18 protein-coding genes and 1 riboswitch are annotated in these 17,822 nt (G+C 71.8%); of the genes, 4 read left to right on the forward strand and 14 right to left on the reverse strand.

The features are described from left to right. Positions 1–63: 63 nt before the first annotated feature. The 4 genes from Q5530_RS19030 to Q5530_RS19045 all read right to left on the reverse strand — a co-directional run bounded on the left by Q5530_RS19030 (position 64) and on the right by Q5530_RS19045 (position 4,741). Positions 64–951 carry an RluA family pseudouridine synthase gene (locus Q5530_RS19030; RefSeq protein WP_380634231.1) on the reverse strand — a complete coding sequence of 296 codons (888 nt, stop codon included), beginning with the start codon at positions 949–951 and terminating at the stop codon, positions 64–66. Positions 952–992: 41 nt separating this feature from the next. Then, a complete protein-coding gene (gene lspA / locus Q5530_RS19035; RefSeq protein ID WP_415363959.1) occupies positions 993–1,556 on the reverse strand; it encodes a signal peptidase II in 564 nt (187 codons plus the stop codon). A gap of 23 nt (positions 1,557–1,579) precedes the next feature. Then, positions 1,580–2,896: an aminotransferase class V-fold PLP-dependent enzyme gene (locus Q5530_RS19040; protein WP_415363960.1), complete on the reverse strand. Its 1,317-nt coding sequence runs from the start codon at positions 2,894–2,896 to the stop codon at positions 1,580–1,582. Positions 2,897–2,928: 32 nt separating this feature from the next. After that, positions 2,929–3,043, reverse strand: a riboswitch (SAM riboswitch). Positions 3,044–3,268: 225 nt separating this feature from the next. Then, positions 3,269–4,741, reverse strand: a complete 1,473-nt coding sequence (locus Q5530_RS19045) for a potassium/proton antiporter (protein ID WP_415364189.1) — start codon at positions 4,739–4,741, stop codon at positions 3,269–3,271. Positions 4,742–4,892: 151 nt separating this feature from the next. Here Q5530_RS19045 and Q5530_RS19050 point away from each other — a divergent pair, with 151 nt between their 5' ends. Next, positions 4,893–5,822 carry a M28 family metallopeptidase gene (locus Q5530_RS19050; protein ID WP_415363962.1) on the forward strand — a complete coding sequence of 310 codons (930 nt, stop codon included), beginning with the start codon at positions 4,893–4,895 and terminating at the stop codon, positions 5,820–5,822. Here the strand turns inward: Q5530_RS19050 and Q5530_RS19055 are convergent. Together Q5530_RS19055 and Q5530_RS19060 are read right to left on the reverse strand one after the other, a co-directional pair. After that, positions 5,811–6,092 carry a DUF167 domain-containing protein gene (locus Q5530_RS19055; protein ID WP_415363964.1) on the reverse strand — a complete coding sequence of 94 codons (282 nt, stop codon included), beginning with the start codon at positions 6,090–6,092 and terminating at the stop codon, positions 5,811–5,813. The two genes, Q5530_RS19050 and Q5530_RS19055, sit on opposite strands and share 12 nt — an antisense overlap. Further along, the gene (locus Q5530_RS19060; protein WP_415363965.1) at positions 6,085–6,633 is read right to left on the reverse strand and encodes a TetR/AcrR family transcriptional regulator; all 549 of its coding nucleotides are present in this window, start codon (positions 6,631–6,633) and stop codon (positions 6,085–6,087) included. The genes Q5530_RS19055 and Q5530_RS19060 overlap by 8 nt, the downstream gene beginning before the upstream one ends. Positions 6,634–6,689: 56 nt before the next feature. Here Q5530_RS19060 and Q5530_RS19065 point away from each other — a divergent pair, with 56 nt between their 5' ends. From Q5530_RS19065 to Q5530_RS19075, 3 genes are all read left to right on the forward strand, one after another. Next, positions 6,690–6,920, forward strand: coding sequence for a hypothetical protein (locus tag Q5530_RS19065; protein WP_415363967.1), 231 nt, complete (start codon positions 6,690–6,692; stop codon positions 6,918–6,920). A 74-nt stretch (positions 6,921–6,994) separates the two neighbouring features. Next, positions 6,995–7,537 (forward strand): RNA polymerase sigma factor, encoded by a 543-nt coding sequence (locus Q5530_RS19070; protein ID WP_415363968.1) that lies wholly within the window; start codon positions 6,995–6,997, stop codon positions 7,535–7,537. A gap of 98 nt (positions 7,538–7,635) precedes the next feature. Then, positions 7,636–8,205 (forward strand): RNA polymerase sigma factor, encoded by a 570-nt coding sequence (locus Q5530_RS19075; RefSeq protein WP_415364191.1) that lies wholly within the window; start codon positions 7,636–7,638, stop codon positions 8,203–8,205. A gap of 357 nt (positions 8,206–8,562) precedes the next feature. Here Q5530_RS19075 and ileS read toward each other — a convergent pair whose 3' ends face one another. The 8 genes from ileS to ftsZ form a co-directional block, all read right to left on the reverse strand. Further along, positions 8,563–11,670: an isoleucine--tRNA ligase gene (gene ileS / locus Q5530_RS19080; protein ID WP_415363970.1), complete on the reverse strand. Its 3,108-nt coding sequence runs from the start codon at positions 11,668–11,670 to the stop codon at positions 8,563–8,565. A 265-nt stretch (positions 11,671–11,935) separates the two neighbouring features. Continuing rightward, positions 11,936–12,610 carry a hypothetical protein gene (locus Q5530_RS19085; protein WP_415363972.1) on the reverse strand — a complete coding sequence of 225 codons (675 nt, stop codon included), beginning with the start codon at positions 12,608–12,610 and terminating at the stop codon, positions 11,936–11,938. A gap of 62 nt (positions 12,611–12,672) precedes the next feature. Further along, positions 12,673–13,491, reverse strand: coding sequence for a DivIVA domain-containing protein (locus tag Q5530_RS19090; protein WP_380638720.1), 819 nt, complete (start codon positions 13,489–13,491; stop codon positions 12,673–12,675). A 45-nt stretch (positions 13,492–13,536) separates the two neighbouring features. Next, the gene (locus tag Q5530_RS19095) at positions 13,537–13,821 is read right to left on the reverse strand and encodes a YggT family protein (RefSeq protein ID WP_380638721.1); all 285 of its coding nucleotides are present in this window, start codon (positions 13,819–13,821) and stop codon (positions 13,537–13,539) included. A gap of 20 nt (positions 13,822–13,841) precedes the next feature. Next, positions 13,842–14,462, reverse strand: coding sequence for a cell division protein SepF (locus Q5530_RS19100; RefSeq protein WP_415363974.1), 621 nt, complete (start codon positions 14,460–14,462; stop codon positions 13,842–13,844). A gap of 72 nt (positions 14,463–14,534) precedes the next feature. Beyond that, positions 14,535–15,272 carry a YggS family pyridoxal phosphate-dependent enzyme gene (locus Q5530_RS19105; protein ID WP_380638723.1) on the reverse strand — a complete coding sequence of 246 codons (738 nt, stop codon included), beginning with the start codon at positions 15,270–15,272 and terminating at the stop codon, positions 14,535–14,537. Beyond that, a complete protein-coding gene (gene pgeF / locus Q5530_RS19110; protein WP_415363976.1) occupies positions 15,269–15,973 on the reverse strand; it encodes a peptidoglycan editing factor PgeF in 705 nt (234 codons plus the stop codon). Before pgeF ends, Q5530_RS19105 begins: the two co-directional genes overlap by 4 nt. 326 nt (positions 15,974–16,299) lie before the next feature. Continuing rightward, the gene (gene ftsZ / locus Q5530_RS19115; protein WP_415363978.1) at positions 16,300–17,631 is read right to left on the reverse strand and encodes a cell division protein FtsZ; all 1,332 of its coding nucleotides are present in this window, start codon (positions 17,629–17,631) and stop codon (positions 16,300–16,302) included. Positions 17,632–17,822: the final 191 nt, after the last annotated feature.

Below are 17,822 nucleotides of genomic sequence, written 5' to 3' on the forward strand. Positions count from 1 at the left end.
CCGGTAGAAGCTTCGCAAGACGAAGCAACCGCGGGGCGGCGTTATGGCTCAGGTCACGCCGACTCAGTGACCTTCGTCGCGGAGCAGCTCCAGGGAGTTCGCCAGGTCGGCCGGGTACTCGCTGGTGAACTCCACCCACCGGCCGTCGGCCGGGTGGTGGAAGCCGAGCATCCGGGCGTGCAGCCACTGCCGGGTGAGACCCAGTCGCTTGGCCAGCGACGGGTCGGCCCCGTAGGTCAGGTCGCCCACGCACGGGTGGCGCAGGGCCGAGAAGTGCACCCGGATCTGGTGCGTGCGGCCGGTCTCCAGGTGCACGTCCAGCAGCGACGCGGCCCGGAACGCCTCGGCCACCTCGTAGTGGGTGATGCTGGGCTTGCCGTTGGCCATCACGGCGAACCGGTAGTCGTGCTTGGGGTGCCGGTCGATGGGCGCGTCGATGGTGCCCTTGATCGGGTCCGGGTGGCCCTGCACCAGCGCGTGGTACAGCTTCTCGACGGTCCGCTCCTTGAAGGCGTGCTTCAGGGAGGAGTAGGCGCCCTCGCTCTTGGCGACCACCATCACGCCGGTCGTGCCGACGTCCAGCCGGTGCACCACGCCCTGCCGCTCGGCGGCGCCGGAGGTGGCGATGCGGATGCCCGCCGCGGCCAGGCCGCCCACCACCGTGGGCCCGGTCCAGCCGGGGCTCGGGTGCACGGCCACGCCCACCGGCTTGTCGACCACGATCACGTCGTCGTCCTCGTGCAGGACCTCCAGGCCCTCCACGGGCACGGCCTGCACCTGGACCGGCCGCTCGGGCTCGGGGAGGGTGACCTCCAGCACCGAGCCGGCGACCAGCCGGTCGGACTTGCCCGCCGGGTGCCCGTCCAGCACCACGTCGCCCGACTCGGTCAGCGCCGCCACCGCGGTGCGCGACAGGCCCAGCAGCTTGGCCAGGCCCGCGTCGACGCGCATACCGTCCAGGCCGTCGGGCACGGGCAGGTTGCGGTAGCCGCTCACTTCTTCTTCTCCACCTTGGTGCCGTCGTAGTCGCGCTGGAGCAGGGCCATCAGCACGATGACGCCGCCGCCCACGCAGATGGCCGAGTCGGCCAGGTTGAACACGGGGAAGAAGTTGCCCCACGGGTCGAGCACCGAGATGAAGTCGACCACGCCGCCCCGCAGCGGGCCGGGGGCGCGGAACACCCGGTCGACCAGGTTGCCCGTCGCGCCGCCCAGGATGAGGCCCAGGCCGATGGCCCAGCCGACCGACCGCAGCCGGCGGGCGATCCACAGGATGAAGCCGACCACGCTGAACGCGATCAGCGCGAGGATCACCGTCCAGCCCTCGGCCAGGCCGAACGCCGCGCCGGTGTTGCGGATCAGCGGCAGGTAGAGCAGGCCGCCGAGCAGCTCGACCGGCTCCCGGCCCTCCAGCCGCTCCACCGCCAGGACCTTGGTGCCCAGGTCGAGCGCCAGCACGAGCGGCGCGATGACGGCCAGCAGGGCGACGCGGCGCTGGGGCAGCGGCGCCTCCGGTTGGTCCGCGGCGTCGGGCTCGGTGTTGGGCTCAGTGCTCACCCGGCCATTGTCCAGCATCCCCGTCAGCGCAGGAACGGCGGGAGCGGGCGCACGTCGTCGACCGGCGCCCACCGACCCTCCCTCAGTTCGTACTCGAACCGCGAACCCTCGGTGACGAGCCGGCGCAGCGCCTCGACGAACCGGTCCACGTGCTCCTCGGTGGTGCCCAGCCCGATCGAGGCGCGCAGCGCGGGGCCGCCGGCCAGCCGCTGGACGGCCACGTGGGCGCAGAACGCGCCGTCGCGCACGCCGATGCCGTGCTCGGCGGACAGCGCCGCCGCCAGGTAGCCGACGTCCTGCGCGCCCACCGTGAAGCCGACCACGCCCACCCGGTCGTGCCCGGCCCCGAACAGCGACAGCTCCGCCACGCCGGGCACCGACCGCAGGCCGTCCCGCAGCCGCGCCAGCAGCACCCGCTCGTGCTCCAGCGTCTGCGCCCAGTGCCGCGCCAGCACGTCGCAGGCGGTGGCCAGGGCGTGCGCGCCCACCACGTTGGGGGTGCCCGCCTCGTGCCGCTCGGGCCCGTTCGACCAGGACACGCCCAACCGGCCGCCGCGGTCGGTGACGCGGGCCGTGGCCCCGCCGCCCACCAGGTAGGGCTCGGCGGCCCGGAGCCAGTCCGACCGGCCGACCAGCGCGCCCGCGCCGAACGGGGCGTACAGCTTGTGCCCGGACAGCACGGCGTAGTCGACGTCCAGGGCCCGCAGGTCGATGGGCCGGTGTGGCGCGAGCTGGGCGGCGTCCAGGACGACGCGCGCACCGCGGCGGCGCGCCACCCGCACCACCTCGGCCACCGGCCACACCTCGCCGGTGACGTTCGACGCGCCGGTCACCACCACCAGCCGCGGCCCGACCGGCGCCTCGCGCAGCGCCCGGTCCAGCTCCAGCACCGCCGCGGCCGGGTCGCCGGGCGTCCGCAGCCGCCGCACGTGCGGCCCGCGCCACGGCAGCAGCGCCGCGTGGTGCTCGGTGTCGAACAGCACCACCGCCGTCCGCCGCGGCAGGGCCCTGGCCAGCAGGTTCAGCGCGTCGGTGGTGTTGCGGGTGAACACGACCGAGTCGCTGTCGCGCGCGCCCAGGAACCGGCGCACCGCCTCCCGCGCCTGCTCGTGGACCCGCGTCGACACCTGTGAGGCGAACCCGGCGCCCCGGTGCACGCTCGCGTACCAGGGCAGCAGCTCGTCGACGGCGTCCCGCACCTGCTCCAGGCAGGGCGCGCCGGCCGCGTGGTCCAGGTTCGCGTACTCGACCCGCTCGCCGGTCAGCACCGGCACCCTCAGCGAGGCGCCCACCGTCCGGGGCAGACCGGCACCGACGACAGGGGAAACCGCAACGGCCACGAGACCCTCCGGGAGTCCGGGACTCCACCGGAGGCCCGCGCTTGCCGCACGCCCGACGCGCACGACCAGGTCCTCACCGGGGGCACCCCACCGCGGTTGGAGGGTTGCCGGCCAGCAAGCCCGGGCTTGTCACTGGCACTCATGACCTTCCCCACCACCCTAACCCGCCCCCCACCACCCCACCACCCATCCCACCCCCTGAGACCGCGAGTCGTACGCTCAGACCCCGCGAGTCGTACCTCCAGACCGCGCGAGTCGTACGTTCAGGACCCCCGAGTTACACGTTCAGGCACCCCATCGGGGTGACGCGAACGCTGAATTCGGAGGTCCTGGACGTACGACACGACGGGCCGGAACGTACGACTCGCGCGATCAGGGCAGGCCCGCGTCGCCCTTCCAGCGGGCGAAGCGACCGGCCCGGTCCACCGCCCGGATCCGCTGCTCCGTGGCCGTGCGCACGACGTCCGTGCACACCACCAGCAGCTGGTCGTGCTCCTGCAACCGCGTGGTCGGCTGGGGCGTGAACCCCTTGTCGCCCCGCACCACCAGGCTCACCGAGGACCCCGGCGGCAACCGCAGCTCGGACAGGTACACGCCGTGCAGCTGGGACCCCCGCTGGATGCGCACCTGGAGCAGCTCCGCGCCCAGCTCGTCCAACGCCGACGAGTCGACCTGCACCTCCAGCGCCTCACCCGACCGGACCAGCTTCAGCCACTTCGCCAGCCACGGCAGCGTCGTCCCCTGCACCACCGTCAGCACGACGACCAGCACGAACACGGCGTCCACCAGCCGCTGCGCCCCCGGCACCCCCTGGATCAGCGGGATCAGCGCGAACACGATCGGCACCGCGCCCCGCAGCCCCGACCACGAGATGAACACCTGCTCCCGCCACGGCACCCGGAACGGCAGCGCCGCGCACAGCACCGACAGCGGCCGCGCCACCAGCACCAGCACCCCTCCCGCCACCAGCGCCGGCACCACCGCGTCGAGCAGCCGACCGGGCGAGGCGTACAGCCCGAGCAGCACGAACAGCCCGATCTGGGACAGCCACCCCAGCCCCTCGGCGAACGACAGCGTGTCCGACCGGTGCGGCAGCCGCGCGTTGCCCAGCACCAACGCCGAGATGTAGACCGCGAGGAACCCGGACGCGTGCGCCAGGTCCCCCGCCGTGTAAGCCAGCACGCACACCGCCACCGTGGCCAGCGGGTACAGGCCGGTCGCGGGCAGCGCCGCCCGGCGCAGCCCCACGCCTCCCAGCCACCCCAGCCCGAGCCCGATCAGCGTGCCCGCGACCAGCTCGTAGCCCATCAGCAGCGGCGCGGTCCAGGTGATCGGGTCGGGTGCCGCCAGCAGCACGACGGCGATGTACACCGGCGCGTCGTTGATGCCGGACTCCAGCTCCAGCGGTCCGATCAGCCGCTTGCCCACGCCCACCCCGCGCAGCACGCTGAACACCGCCGCCGCGTCCGTGGACGACAGCACCGCGCCCCACAGCAGCGCCGTGCGCCAGTCCATGTCCAGCAGCAGGTGCAGCCCGAACGCGGTGACCGCGATGCTGACCCCGACGGACACTGTGGACAGTGCCACGCCCAGCCCCAGCGCGGGCCGCACGTCGGGCCACCGCGTGGTCAGACCGCCCTCGGTGAGGATCAGCACGAGCGCGGCCGTGCCCAGCGACCGGGTGAGGTCCGCGTCCTCGAACTGGATGCCCAGCACCGCCTCGCCCAGCAGCACGCCGATGCCGAGGTAGAGCAGGAGCGACGGCAGGCCGAGCCGGATCGACAGCCGCACCGCGACGACCGAGAGCAGGAGCACCCCGGCGGCGACACCGAGGAAGCCCGTCACACCACCCACTCGACCTCCTGTCGTCACGCGTCGCGGTCATTCTCCCCGTTGCCGCCGATCTGGACTAATCAGGCACCAGCCGAACGACGCTACCGGCGGCGCGCCGACCAGGGCACGGTGGGAGAACCTCCACTTCCCTGCGGGAGAAACCGTGAAACTGCGAACGATCTCCGTCGTGCTGGTCACCGCCGGCGCGCTGCTCGGTTCGGGCTCGGCCACCGCCGCCCCGGCCGGCCCCGACATCTCGGTCGCCACCCTCCAGGCCGACCTCAACCAGCTCCAGTCCATCGCCACCGCCAACGGCGGCAACCGGGCGCACGGCAGGCCCGGCTACCTGGCCTCGGTCAACTGGATCAAGTCCAAGTTGGACGCCGCCGGCTACACCACGCGGGTGCAGTCGTTCACCCGCAACGGCGTCGTCGGCTACAACCTGATCGCCGACTGGACCACCGGTGACGCGAACAACGTCATCATGCTCGGCGGGCACCTCGACAGCGTCACCGCGGGCCCCGGCATCAACGACAACGGCACCGGCTCCGTGAGCCTGCTGGAGGTGGCCCTCGCCGTCCGGTCCACGGGCTTCCAGCCGGGCAAGCGCTTGCGCTTCGCCTGGTGGGGCGCCGAGGAGCTGGGCCTGGTGGGCTCGACCTACTACGTCAACTCGCTGTCCACAACGGACCGGTCGCGCATCCGGGCGTACCTGAACTTCGACATGACGGGCTCGCCGAACCCCGGCTACTTCGTCTACAGCGCCTCCGGCCAGCCGACGGGCTCGACGCAGCTCCAGCAGGTCATCCAGGGCTACTTCAGCGGCATCGGCGTGCCGACCGAGCTGACCAGCGTGGGCGGCAGGTCGGACCACGCGGCGTTCGCCCGCGCGAGCATCCCGGTCGGCGGCACGTTCACCGGCGCCGAGGGCATCAAGACCTCCGCGCAGGCCCAGAAGTGGGGCGGCACCGCCGGCCAGGCGTTCGACCGCTGCTACCACCGCTCCTGCGACACCACGGCCAACATCAACGCGACCGCGCTCGACCGCAACGCCGACGCGATCGCGCACGCGGTCTGGACGCTAGCCGCCTAGCAACCGCTCCAGCACCTCCGGAGCGGCGGCCGGGGCGGGGTCGACCTGCACGACCTTGTCCCGGCCGCGCTCGCCGGCCACCACCGCCACGTCCCGCGCCCGCACACCGAAAGCCCTGGCCAGCGCCTTGCACACGGCCTCGTTCGCCCTGCCCTCCACGGCCGGCGCGGCGACCGCCACGATCAGCGCCCCCTCACCCCACCGCCCGCCGACGACCTCCCTCCGGGCCCCGGGCTTGACCCGCACCGAGAACCGGAACGCCTCACCCACGGCTCGTCACCAGGATCAGCGTCTCCTCCAGCAGCGCCCGCCGCGCCGCCACCACGTCCGGCGCGGCCGCCAGCAGCTGCGCCTGGCCCAGGTAGACCGAGTAGGCGAGGACGGCCCGGTGGCGCGCCGCGTCGCCGGCGAAGCCCAGGTCCCGGAACACCGCCCCCAGGTAGTCGATCCGCCGGGCGGTGACCCGGGCCAGCACGGGAGCCACGACCGGGTGATCCTTGGCCGCGAGCATCGCCAACTCGACCGAACTGTGGTCCACCGCCTCCAGCACGGTGCCGAACAGCAGCCGCAGCCGCGCCTCGGGCCCCTCCACCGACTCCACCAGCTCGATGACCGCCTCGGTGTGCTCCCGCTCCCAGCGCTCCACGGTGGCCCTGAGCAGGGCTTCCCGGTTCGGGAAGTGCCAGTAGGCGCTGCCCTTGGTCGCACCCAGCCGCACCGCCAGCGGCTCCACCGCGACCGCAGCGACCCCACCCTCGGCCAACGCCCGCAGCGCCACCCCGGTCCAGTCGTCCGGCGTCCTCCGCTTCACCCTTCCGTACGCTACCGTACGGCCGCACCATACGGTCCCGTACGGAAGGGCGGAACGTGACCAGGAACGTCCACACCCGCCAGGTCCCCGACCCCGGCGAACTCGTCGACCGCCCCCGGGGCTGGGCCCGCCTGACCTGGCCACTCGCGATCCGCCCGCCGCACGACGCCCTGATCGAGGACCTGCCGGACAACGCCGCCCGAGCCGCGGACCACCCACACGCTCACCCGAACAGGTGGTCTCCGCGGGTCAGGTTGCCGCGCGCCGCGGCCAAGAGGAGGGTCTGACCGGATTTCCTCCACAACCCCGGGTCCCGCCCGTCTACCCGTTACCGGGCGCAGACCACGAGGGAGGAGGGTTCGTGACGGCGGAAGACCCCGACGACCACGCAGCCACCTTCACCGACTTCTACCACCGCGAGCGCACGCGCCTGTTCAGGTTCGCGGCGGTCGTGTCGCCGCACCTGGACCACGAGTCCGCGGTGCAGGAGGCGTTCGTCAGCGCGTGGCGGCACTGGCCGGCGATCGCGGCCACGTCGAGGCGTGCTTGGCTGGTGAAGGTGATCCGCAACCTGCTGGTCGACCAGGCGCGCAGGTGGGAGAGGCCGAGCGAGCTGACCGACGAGGTCCGCGGCGCCCACCGGGTCCTGGTGCAGCGGCACCGGGACCCCGAGGCGTGGCACGAGCTGACCAGCACCCTGGCGGCCGTGGCGCGCCTGCCGGACCACCAGCGCACCGCCCTGGTGCTGCGGTTCTGGGATTTCGACGACGACGAGATCGCCGAGGTGCTGGGCTGTCGACGCGCGTCGGTGCGCAGGTACGTGTCCGAGGCGAGGTCGCAGGTCAGCGACCGGGTCGGCAACCAGGAACGCCGGGCCCGGGGACGCGGGAAGGGAACGAGATGACGGACGAGCTGGACCCCCGGTTGGACCACCTCCGGGCAGAGCTGTCCGAAGCGATCCCGGACGACCCCGACCCCGACGAGCTGGGAGCAGCGGCGATCATGGCGCAGGCCCCGTCCCCCCACGACCGCCAAGCCACCCTCGTCACCGCGGCCCAGGCCGGCGACCACGAAGCCCTGAACGCCCTGGTCACCGAGCTGACCCCCTTGGTCTGGCACGTGGCACGGGGCAACGGCCTGGACCGCTCGACCGCCGAGGACGTCGTGCAGACGGTCTGGCTCAGCCTCCTCCGCCACCTGGACCGCCTCCACGAACCACGGGCCGTGGCGGGCTGGCTGATCGTCGCGACCCGCCGCGAGTCGCAACGGGCGTGGCGCGACCAGAACGGCCGAGCGGCCCTCTCCACCGACTCGGCCCTGGACATGCCGGACGACCGCTGGCTACCGGAAGCGGAAGCCCTCCGCGACGACCGCGACCGCCGCCTCTGGCAAGCGTTCGGCAGGATGACGCGCAAGTGCCAGGAACTCCTCCGCCTCACCGTGCTGGCGGGCCGCGCGGAGTACCGAGCGGTAGCCGAAGCCCTCTCCATGCCCAGGGGCTCCATCGGCCCGACCAGGGGCAGGTGCCTCAACACCCTCCGCCAACACCTGGAAGACGACGACCTGTTCTGAAACCAGGCCACGAACGCAGAACTCACCCGTCCCGAACGTTCGACACGGTGGTCACGAACGTTCGACTCGCGACCCGAACACACAACCAGCCGGTCCCGAACGTGCAACTCACCGGGTCTGAACGTACGACTCGCCCGACCTGAACGTACGACTCGCGAGGAAGAACAGGGACCAGGTGGGGACGGCCACCGGCCGACGAGGCCCGATTTGACATGGGTTCGAGTGCCACAGGCTGGTCGGAGCCGGCAGGCTCGGCGGGACGCTTTCCCCCGCCGAGCCTGCCGACTGCGGCCTGCCTCCGGTACTCGTAAGGGCCCATGTCACATCGAGCCGGACCCACCCCAAGGCCAACCAAGCTCAGACCCGCGACACCGCGACCCGAACCTTCCGCCCTTCTCCCACGACCCCCTCAACCCCCTCAACACCAGCCGAATACCCCACCGACTCGGCCAACGTCTCCGACCTCACGAACGCCTCGAACTCCCGCACCGCCGCCTCCACGTCAGCAGGCAACCCCAGCACCAGCGAGATCCGGTCCGACACGTCCAACCCGGCGTCCTTGCGGGCCTGCTGCACCAACCGCACCAGGTCGCGCACCACGCCCTCGGCCGCCAACTCCTCGGTCACCGCGGTGTCCAGCACCACCAACCCGGAGTTCCCGGGCAGCGCCGCCGTCGCCCCGGCCTCCCGGGCCACCAGCCGCTGCTCGTACTCCTCCGGCAGCAGCTCGACCCCGGCCGCCACCACGCGCCCGTCGACCTCGGCCCAGTCCCCGGCCTTCACCGCCTTGATCACCTTCTGCACCGCGGGCCCCAACCGGGGCCCTGCGGCCCGCGCGTTCACCGCCAGCTGGAAGTGCCCGTAGGCGTCCACGTCCGCCGTCAACGACACCGACTTCACGTTGACCTCGTCGCGCAGCACCTCCACGAACGGCTCCAGCACGCCCGCGTCCGCCGAAGCGATGACCAGCTCGGCCAGCGGCAACCGCACCCGCAGCTTGTTGGCCTTGCGCAGCGACAACGCGGTCGACGCCACCTGCCGCACCTTGTCCATCGCGGTGACCAGGGCCTCGTCGCCGGGCAGGTCGGCGGCCACCGGCCAGTCGGTCAGGTGCACCGACCGCCCACCGGTCAGCCCGCGCCACACCGCCTCCGCCGTCAGCGGCAGCAGCGGCGCCGCCACCCGGCAGACCACCTCCAGCACCGTGTGCAGCGTGTCGACCGCGTCCCGGTCGCCGGCCCAGAACCGGTCCCGCGACCGCCGCACGTACCAGTTGGTCAGCACCTCCAGGAACTCCCGGATCGACGCGCACGCGCCGGAGATGTCGTACGCGTCCAGCTGCGCGCCCACGCCCGCCACCAGGTCGTGCGTCTTCGCCAGCACGTACCGGTCCAGCACGTGCGGCGAGTCCGTCCGCCACGTCCCCTCGACGTCACCGGCGTTCGCGTACAGCGCCAGGAAGTACCAGGAGTTCCACAGCGGCAGCACGGCCTGCCGGACCGCGTCCCGGATGCCCCGCTCGGTGACCACCAGGTCACCGCCCCGCAGGATGGGCGAGGCCATGAGGAACCACCGCATGGCGTCGGACCCGTCCCGCTGGAACACCTCGTTCACGTCCGGGTAGTTCCGGCGCGACTTGGACATCTTCTGCCCGTCGTCGCCCAGCACGATCCCGTGCGCCACGCAGTTCCGGAACGCCGGCCGGTCGAACAGCGCCGTGGCCAGCACGTGCATGGTGTAGAACCACCCGCGCGTCTGCCCGTTGTACTCGACGATGAAGTCACCCGGGTAGTGGTCCTCGAACCACTCGCGGTTCTCGAACGGGTAGTGCACCTGGGCGAACGACATCGACCCGGACTCGAACCAGCAGTCCAGCACCTCGGGCACCCGCCGCATCACCGACCGACCCGACGGGTCGTCCGGGTTCGGCCTGGTCAGCGCGTCGATGCCCGGCCGGTGCAGGTCCGCCGGCCGCACGCCGAAGTCGCGCTCCAACTCGTCCAGCGAGCCGTACACGTCCACCCTCGGGTACGCCGGGTCGTCCGACACCCACACCGGGATCGGCGAGCCCCAGAACCGGTTGCGCGAGATGTTCCAGTCGCGGGCGTTCTCCAGCCACTTGCCGAACTGGCCGTCGCGGATGTGCTCGGGCACCCAGTTGATCTGCTGGTTCAGCTCGACCATGCGGTCCTTGAACCGCGACACCGCGACGAACCACGACGACACCGCGCGCTGGATCAGCGCGTTGTCGCACCGCCAGCAGTGCGGGTACGGGTGGTCGTAGGTCTCGTGGCGCAGCAGCAGGCCGGCCTCGCGCAGGTCCCGGATGATCGGCTTGTTCGCCTCGAAGACCTGGAGGCCCTCGTACGGCGGCACCTCGGAGGTGAACCGGCCGTGCGCGTCGACCGGCACCACGACCTCGATGCCCGCCGCGTCCGTGACCGCCTTGTCCTCCTCGCCGAAGGCCGGGGCGATGTGGACGATGCCCGTGCCGTCCTCGGTGGTGACGTAGTCGGCCGCGAGCACCTGGTGGGCGTTCTCGCGCCCGGCGAAGAAGCCGAACGGCGGCCGGTACCGGCGCCCGACCAGGTCGGCGCCCTTCAGCCGGGCCACCACCGGCGGCTCCTCGCCCAGCTCACGCGCGTACGCGGGCACCCGGGCCTCGGCCAGCAGGTACCGCTCGCCGGCGGCCTCGACCACCACGTAGTCCACGTCCGGGTGCACGGCGGCCGCGAGGTTGGACGGCAGCGTCCACGGGGTCGTCGTCCACACCAGGGCCAGCTCGCCGGTCTCCAGGCGCAGGCCCACCGTCACCGCCGGGTCCTGCCGGGTCCGGTAGGTGTCGTCCATCTTGGTCTCGGTGTTGGACAGCGGCGTCTCGCAGCGCCAGCAGTACCAGAGCACCCGGAAGCCCTCGTAGACCAGGCCCTTGTCCCACAGGGTCTTGAAGGCCCACATGACGCTTTCCATGTAGTCCAGGTCGAGCGTCTTGTAGTCGTTGTCGAAGTCCACCCAGCGGGCCTGCCGGGTCACGTAGTCGCGCCACTGGTCGGTGTAGCGGAGCACCGAGGTGCGGCAGGCGTCGTTGAACTTCTCGATGCCGAACGCCTCGATCTCGCTCTTGGACGAGAACCCGAGCTGCTTCTCGGCCTCCACCTCGGCGGGCAGGCCGTGGGTGTCCCACCCGAACCGGCGCTCGACGTGCTCGCCGCGCATGGTGCGGTAGCGAGGGACGACGTCCTTGACGTACCCGGTCAGCAGGTGGCCGTAGTGCGGCAGGCCGTTGGCGAACGGCGGGCCGTCGTAGAAGACGAACTCGTTGGACCCGCTGTCGCCCGCCGGGCGGGCGTCGATCGACGCCTGGAACGTCCCGTCGGACTTCCAGAAGTCGAGCACGCCCTCTTCCAGGACGGGGAAGGACGGCTGGGAGGGAACGGACCCCTCGCCTGCCTTCGGGTAGGCCATCGTGCCACTCCTCGCTCGCGTACAACCGGCTCACGAGGACGACACGCCGCTGCGGGCGCACCGCGGTACCACCTCGCTTGCCAGGGCGCGAAGGCACTGGCCTCTCGTTCGGCGGCTGTGACGGGCCGCACCCGTCCGGTTCTACTGGGGCTCGCGCCCGTTCTTCCGGAGGCTCACCGGTGATGGCCGGGTCAACGCCGTGCTACCGCCAAGGGTAACCGACCGCGCCACCCGGTTGTTCCCCGAGGCAGGCAGCCGACCCCGGCTACGACTCCTCGCGCGCAGCCCGCGCACGAGCCGCCAGCGAGGCGTCCGGCGCGCACACCGCGCAGGGCGTGAACCCCAGCCGGCGGGCCTCGTCGATCGGCAGCGCCAGCGAGTCCCGCGCCCCGAGCCACGGGCAGTCGACCAGGTGGTAGCGGGGCCGCTCGTCGAGCACCCGGACCTCGTCGGTCAGGTCGGCCACGACGAGCGAGTCCGCCGCGTCCGCGTCCTCTTCACCGGGCTCGACGTCATCGAGCTCGACGTCATCAGACCGGACGCCGCCGGGCTCGACGCCGCCAGGCCGGACCTCGCCGGGCCCGACCTCACCGGGCTCGACACCCCCGAGCACAGCAGCGCCGCCACCGACCGCACCCCCACCGTCCCGACCCCCGAAGTCGGTCCGATCAGCTGCGGCCGGGGCGGCGCCACCGGCACTCTCGAGATCACCACCGCGGTCCCGCCCACCGACCGGCACCACCGGAGGACCCGCGGGACCCACCGACGCGCCCCCGACACCCGACCGGCGACGACGACGCCACCAGTCGAGCACCAGGACCACCGCGGCGGCCCCGCTGGCACCCACCGACAACCAGGCCCAGTGGCTCTGGGTGCTGGTCAGCGCGGGCACGAGCAGACCCAGCGCGACCAGCACCAGCAGCAGGACTACGTACAGCACGTGCAGCAGACTAGATCAGCGCCGCACGCCGACACCGCACGCCGACACCGCACGCCGGCCGATCAGCCGGCCTCGGCACGGGCCCCGAACGTGTACCCACCCTGCTGACGACCGTCGGACGGTGCGGCCGGGCCGCGGTCCTGGAGGTCGCGCAGCGAGGATTCGAGCATCGTCTTGAGCCTGGTGCGGTACTCGCGCTCGAACGTCTGGAGCTTGTCGATCTGCTTCTCCAGCGTGTTCTTCTCCTGGGTGATGTTCCCCATCACCTCGGCGTGCTTGCGCTGCGCGTCGCGGTCGAGCGCGCTGGCCTTCTCCCTGGCCTGCCGCTCCAGCGTCTCGGAACGGGTTCGCGCGTCGTTCAGCATGGTCTCGGCACGCGTGCGCGCCTCGTTGACCATGGTGTCGGCCTTGGAGCGGGCCTCGGAGAGCAGCTGCTCGGACTTGGTCCGGGCCTCCGACAGCATCCCGTCGGCCTCGGCCTTGGCCTCCCCGGTGAGCCGGTCCGCCATCTCCTGGGCGAGGCCCAGGACCTTGGCGGCCTGCACGTGGTGGTCACCGCCACCACCGGGTGAGGTCTGCTCCAGCGCCGAGGGGGGCGGCACGGGGGCGAGCCTGCGGGGCTCGTCGACGACCCGACTGGGACCACCGACACCCGCGGCGATCTTCGCCCGCGCGTCCTCCAGGTCGGCACGCGCCGTCTCGACCTGCTGGTCGAGCTGCTCGACCTGCTGGCGCAGGTCGTTGTTCTCCTCGATCAGGCGGGCGAGCTCGCCCTCAACCAGGTCGAGGAACGCGTCCACCTCGTCCTCGTTGTAGCCCCGCTTGCCAATCGGCGGCTTGCTGAACGCGACGTTGTGCACGTCCGCGGGGGTCAACGGCATCAGATCACCTCACGCACTCCTGGGCTGTGGACATCCCTGGTCCCCTCACCTGGGATCGGCTACTCGCATCAGAATGATAACGACCAGCAACAGCACAATAATGGACAAGTCCAGACCAACGCCGCCGATCCGCACGGTCGGGATGAGCCGACGCAGCAGGCGGACCGGGGGATCGGTCACCGTGTAGACGGTCTCCAGGGCCACGGCGACCCCGCCCGCAGGCCGCCAGCCCCTGGCGAAACTTCGGACGAGTTCCACGACGACACGCGCCGTGAGCAGCACCCAGAACGAGAACAACACGTAGTAGACCACGAGCCAGAGGGCATCCACAGCGTCAACTGTGCCACCCCTCAGTCGCGGTTGAGGAACCCGCCCTCCGCGAGTCGCCTCCGGTCCTCCGCCGTCACATCGATGTTCGGAGGTGAGAGGAGGAACACCTTGTTGGTGACCTTGTCGATCGACCCGCGCAGGGCGAACGCGAGCCCCGCCGCGAAGTCCACCAGCCGCTTGGCGTCCGCGTCGTCCATGTCGGTGAGGTTCATGATCACCGGCGTGCCGTCGCGGTAGTGCTCGCCGATGGTCCGCGCCTCGTTGTAGTTGCGCGGGTGCAGCGTGGTGATGCGACCCAACTGGTGGGGCGCGGGTTCGGGAGGGGTCGGGCGCACCCTGCTCACGGGTTCGCGCTGGGGCTCGATGGCCAGCGCACCGTGGGTTTCCGGCGTCCACGGTCGACGTGGTCGGGCACCTCGATCGGGCTCGTAGTCGTCCGCCTCCTCCAGTTCGGGCCGGTAGCCGTTGAACGAGCGACGGCGGTTGTTGCGCTGCTCCGGGTAGGGCTCGTAGTCGTCGGCCTCGGCGTAGTCGGACCGGTAGTCCGAGTAGCGGCGGTCACCGTCGTAGGCGTCGGGGTCGTCGGCGTACTCGGCGGGAACCATCCCGAAGTAGGCCTTCAGCTTGTGAAACCCGCTCATGGTTCGAGCCCTTCCTCCGCCGATGATCCCTACCCGCAAGGACGTCGCGGTCGTCCCGGAGGTTCCGGACAGTTACGGCGAGGCTAGTCTCCGGCTGCCCAGCAACGCTGTTCCGACACGCACGCACGTCGAGCCGTGTGCGATGGCATCTTCCAGGTCACCACTCATCCCCGCCGAGATCACGGTGGCATCGGGATGATCGTCCCGCAAGCGGGTTACCGCTTCGTACAGAGCAGCAAACGCCTGCTGTGGAGACATGGAGAGGGGTGCGACGGTCATCACACCCCGCAGAATAAGTTCACCCGAACGTGCTACGTGATCGGCCAGTCGCGGTAGGTCACCGATCGGGTGGCCGCCGCGCGCCGCGTCCCCGTCGATGCTGACCTGGAGCAGCACCTCCACCGGCTCGGTCGCGGCCTTGGCGAGGGCGTCGGCGAGGCGCGTCGAGTCGACCGTGTCGATCCGGTCGGCCCAGCCCAGCACCGACCGCGCCTTGTTCCGCTGGAGCGAGCCGACCATGCGCCAGCGGACCCGCGCGCCCGGCCGCAGCCCGGCGAACTCGCGGGTCTTCCGACCGGCTTCCTGGTCGCGGTTCTCGGCGAACTCCGCCAGCCCGAGGTCGTGCAGGATCGCCACGTCCTCGGCCGGGAACGTCTTGGTCACCGCGAGCAGGCCGACCTCGTCGGCGTCCCGGCCGACGGCCGCGCACGCCTTCGCGATCCGCGCCCGCACCTCGGCCAGCGACAGCGCCAACTCCTCGCGCCGCTCCAAGCGCTCCCCCTCCGCTCCCCCGCGTGGTTGCCCGCTCACCCGTCCACCCAAACCACCCCGGCGAGCCGGCCCGTGCCCGGCTCCCTCCGGTGGCTGAACAGCGACCTCTCCTCCACCGTGCAGCGCGGGTCGAGGCCGATCCGGCCGACCCCCGCGTCGGCCAGCTGCTGCCACAGCCCGGCCCGAAGGTCCAGCGCCGGCTTGCCGGCCCGCGTCTTGCTCGCGCTGCCCGGCAGGTGCCTGTCCACATCGGCCCGCATGTCGGCCGGCACCTCGTAGCACTGCCCGCAGACCGCCGGCCCCAGCAGCACCTCGACCCGCCCCGGTTCCGCGCCCAGCTCGACCATCCGCGCCAGCGCCGCCGGCACCACGCCGACCCGGGCCCCCACCCGACCGGCGTGCACCGCGGCCACGACGCCCGCCTCGGGATCGCCCATCAGCACCGGCACGCAGTCGGCGGTCAGCACGACCAGCGCCAACCCGGGCCGCGCGGTGACCACGGCGTCGGTGGCCTCCAGCGGTCCGTCCACGGGCCCGTCGACCACCCCGACGGTCCGCCCGTGCACCTGCTCCATCCACACCAGCCGCTCGGGCGCCAACCCGATCCCCGCGGCCAGCCGCTCCCGGTTGGCGGCCACCGCCACCGGGTCGTCCCCCACGTGATCACCCAGGTTGAACGACTCATACGGCGGCTTCGACACGCCGCCCTCACGCGTGGTCACAACACGACGGATCCGCACCCCACCAGCTTCCCAGACCCACCCACCCACACCCCCACCCGTCCCGAACGCAGAACTCGGGGGTCGCGAACGTACGACACGGTGGTCCTGAACGTACGACTCGCGCGTCACGGACGTACGACTCGCGCGAGTCGTACGTCCGGGCCCGGCGTGTCGTACGTCCAGACCGCGCGAGTCGTACGTTCGGGTTGGGTGAGTTCAGCGTTCAGGACGGGTGAGTCGAACGTTCGGGACCACCGTGTCGAACGTTCGGGAGGGGTGAGTTCTGCGTTCGAGGGCCCCCGGGACGGTGTCCCGGGGGCCCTCGAACGCAGAACTGGGTGAGGTCAGCGCCGCATGAAGGGCGGGACGTCGACCTCGTCGTCCGGGTCGTCGGTGACCGGGACGGCCCGGTTGGGGAGGCTGCCGCTGGTCGGCAGGCCGGGCGACAGGGTGCGCGGCACGGACGGCTGCGCCGGCGAGCCGTAGGGCGAGCCGTTGCCCTGGGACTGCGGCTGCTGGGGCACGGTCGGCCGCTGCTGGACGACCTGGGTGTGCTCCACGGGCTGCTGCACCTGCTGGACCGGCTGCACGGCGGGCACGGTGGGCTGGGCCATCGGCGGGGGCTGCTGGGGCTGGGGCACCGACAGCTCACCCGCCGTCGCCGAGGCGACCGGGTTGCCGCGCTGCGGGGCGGCCAGGACCTGCGGCTCCAGCTTCTTGTGGGTCGGACCGCCGCTGTCGAAGCCGGCCGCGATCACCGTGACCCGCACCTCGTCGCCGAGCGAGTCGTCGATGACCGTGCCGAAGATGATGTTCGCGTCCGGGTGCGCCGCCTCCTGCACCAGCGACGCGGACTCGTTGATCTCGAACAGGCCCAGGTCGCTGCCGCCCGCGATCGACAGCAGCACGCCGTGGGCGCCCTCCATCGACGCCTCCAGCAGCGGCGAGTTGATCGCCTTCTGGGCGGCCGTCACCGCCCGGCCCTCTCCGCGCGCCGAACCGATGCCCATCAACGCGCTGCCCGCCCCGGACATGACCGACTTCACGTCGGCGAAGTCGAGGTTGATCAGACCGGGGGTGGTGATCAGGTCGGTGATGCCCTGGACACCGGACAGCAGCACCTCGTCCGCCGAGCGGAACGCGTCCATCAGCGACACCCCGATGTCGCCCAGCTGGAGCAGCCGGTCGTTCGGGATCACGATGAGCGTGTCGCACTCGTTGCGCAGGGCCTGGATGCCCTCCTCGGCCTGCTTCGCGCGCCGCTTGCCCTCGAACGAGAACGGCCGCGTCACCACGCCGATCGTCAGCGCGCCGAGCTTGCGCGCGATCGAGGCCACGACGGGCGCGCCGCCGGTGCCCGTGCCACCGCCCTCGCCGGCGGTGACGAACACCATGTCCGCGCCCTTGAGGACCTCCTCGATCTCTTCCCTGTGGTCCTCGGCGGCCTTGTGGCCCACCTCGGGGTTGGCGCCGGCCCCGAGGCCGCGGGTCAGTTCGCGGCCGATGTCGAGCTTCACGTCGGCGTCAGACATCAGCAGAGCCTGGGCGTCGGTGTTCACCGCGATGAACTCGACGCCCTTGAGCCCGACCTCGATCATCCGGTTCACGGCGTTCACGCCGCCACCGCCGATGCCGACGACCTTTATCACCGCGAGGTAGTTGTGCGGGGGCGTCATCGGTTCGCCTTCCTGATCGTGTCCGTGCTCATGTGCTGGAGTGGATGACCACCGGTGTCACACCCGGACGGATCACCACCCGGATTGAAACTCTCAACCAGAGGTGGAGAGTTATGTCAACCCCGTATGTTCCTGCTGGACGTTATGCATCGGGAATGCCTCGGTCCAGCAGCCACGCCGTGTCGTCTCCT

The organism is Saccharothrix sp. BKS2 (genome assembly GCF_047689505.1).
GTDB classification, from domain to species: Bacteria; Actinomycetota; Actinomycetes; order Mycobacteriales; family Pseudonocardiaceae; genus Actinosynnema; species Actinosynnema lopnurensis.